General features: G+C 58.2%; 1 protein-coding gene and 1 pseudogene. One reads left to right on the top strand and one right to left on the bottom strand.

The window, feature by feature from the left end:
• Positions 1-193, top strand: a pseudogene (locus H6F43_RS05795) (oxidoreductase); the annotation flags it as partial.
• Positions 194-248: 55 nt separating this feature from the next.
• Here H6F43_RS05795 and H6F43_RS05800 read toward each other — a convergent pair.
• The coding region (locus H6F43_RS05800) for a TIM-barrel domain-containing protein (protein WP_190341578.1) at positions 249-2,202 on the bottom strand (1,954 nt) is incomplete at its 5' end.

Here is a 2,202-nt window from a genome sequence, read left to right on the forward strand (position 1 = left end):
GCAAGTGCTAAAGGTGCCTGCGGTCGAGAAGCCTGACGATGTCGCCAAGGCAATTTGGGACGCAGTGCAGCACCAGAAGTCTGAAGTGATGGTTGGCTCTGCAAATCTCTCGCTGGCATCGAATCGCCTGTTTCCGAGTTTGATGCAGTGGGTGTTCCGCAAAACCTTCAAGCTGAAAGATTCGCAGGCATGACGATCGTTGGGGAGTCAAGGGGCGCAAATGCCCCTTAACTACCTGGAACACCCTGTTAAAAGGTTAGGCTTCGATCGCTGCCGTCATCCTCAAATTGCTGTTCTCCCACGCCAACGAGTTCCACAATCACCGTTCGGGCAGGTGGCGTCCAGTTGCCCTCGCGAGCGCTAATGGCGATCGTGGTGCGATCAACCTCGCTGCTGACTCGATACGTCGTCGTTGCCCACGCCCCCTCGCGGTAGTCAAAGCTGTGTCCGTCGTCCTCGTAAAGCGTTAACTCACCCATGCCCGACCAAACTCGCAGCCGCAGTTCGTCCACAGGACGCTCATCGGTGTACTGCATCACGGGCTGCATCGGAATAATTGCCCCTGCCTTGACGTAGAGCGGCATTCGCTCTAGCGGCGCATGCGCCAGAATGTGCGTCGGACCCACGTAGCGTTCTCCTGTCCACCAGTCGAACCAGATCCCCTCCGGCAGGTACACGGCGCGGTGCTCTACTCCCGGACGGCAGATCGGAGCTGCCATCAGCGAGGGACCTAAAAGCGCCTGATCGTGCAGATGATAGGTCTTTGCGTCGTTCGGGTAGTGGTAAAGCAGTGGACGCAGAATTGGCGTGCCGCTGGTGGCTGCCTCCCAGAACAGTGTGTAGAGATAGGGCAGCAGGCGGTAGCGCAGCTCCATGTATTCGCGGCAGATGCGTTCGGTCTGCTCCCCAAACACCCACGGTTCGTGCTGCTCGGTGTCTAAGGCAGAGTGCGCCCGCATCAGCGGGTAGAGCATTCCCACCTGCATCCAGCGGGCAAACAGTTCCGCTGTGGCGTTTCCAGCGAAGCCGCCGATGTCGCAGCCGACGAAGGCAACGCCCGATAGTCCCATATTGCACAGCATCGGTAGGGAAAGCTCTAGATGCTCCCACCAGGATTGGTTGTCGCCCATCCACACCGAGGAATAGCGCTGCACCCCCGCAAAGCCGGAGCGGGTCAGCACAAACGATCGCTCCCCAGACCTTAGCCGCTCCAGTCCTTCTGCACTTGCCCGCGACATGTGTAGTCCGTAGAGATTGTGCGCCTCCGCGTGAGTGGTTTTTTCGTCGGCGGGACCTTGGGGCGCATCCATTGGAAACCAGATGTGGTCGCCGTGATCGCCGAAGGGACGATCGTTCATGGACGGTTCGTTCATGTCGTTCCAGATGCCAGCAACGCCTGCGTCGGTCAGCGCCTTTTGGGAATCGCCCCACCACTGGCGCACCTCTGGACGCAGAAAATCTGGGAAAACTGAGCGATCGGGCCACACATAGCCGTGAAAAATCTCGCCGTTGGATTGCCGCACATAGTAATCGTGCTCCAATCCCTGCTCATAAATTTCGTAATCCGCTTCTGGCTCGTATTTGACCCCGGGATCGACGATCGTCACCACCTTGAAGCCGTCGTCTTTTAAGTCCTTCAGCAGGGTCGCCGGATTAGGAAAGCGCTTGGGATTCCAGGTAAACACGCGGAAGCCACGCATGTAGTCAATATCGAGGTGAATCACATCGCAGGGGAGGCGGCGATCGCGGAACTCTTGTGCCAGCGATCGGACAACGTCCTCGGAGTCGTAGCTCCAGCGGCACTGGTGATAGCCCAGCGCCCACTTCGGCGGCAGAGGCATTCGTCCGGTCAGCTCGGTGTAAGCAGCGACAACTTTGTCAGGGGTAGGACCGTAGAGGATGTAATAGTCCAACTCGCCGCTGTGAGTTTGCATCTGCCAAACTCCAGGCTGGCTGGCACCGAGATCAAACTGGCTCCAGTGGCTCGTATGGAAGAAAATACCGTAGCAGAGGTCTGGACGCAGCGCCATGAAGAACGGAATCGCCTGGTACATTTCGTCTGTGATCGTGTTGTAGTCCAGTGCGTCTACGGTCCAGTTGGTTTGGCGCTCCGATCGCTTGTCTAAAAGCCCAGTCCGCTCGCCAAAGCCGTAAAAGTGCTCGTTGTCGGCGATCGTCTTCCAAGCGGCGACGGTGTTGCCC

The sequence above is a fragment of the Leptolyngbya sp. FACHB-36 genome, assembly GCF_014695955.1.
Lineage (GTDB): Bacteria > Cyanobacteriota > Cyanobacteriia > Leptolyngbyales > Leptolyngbyaceae > FACHB-36.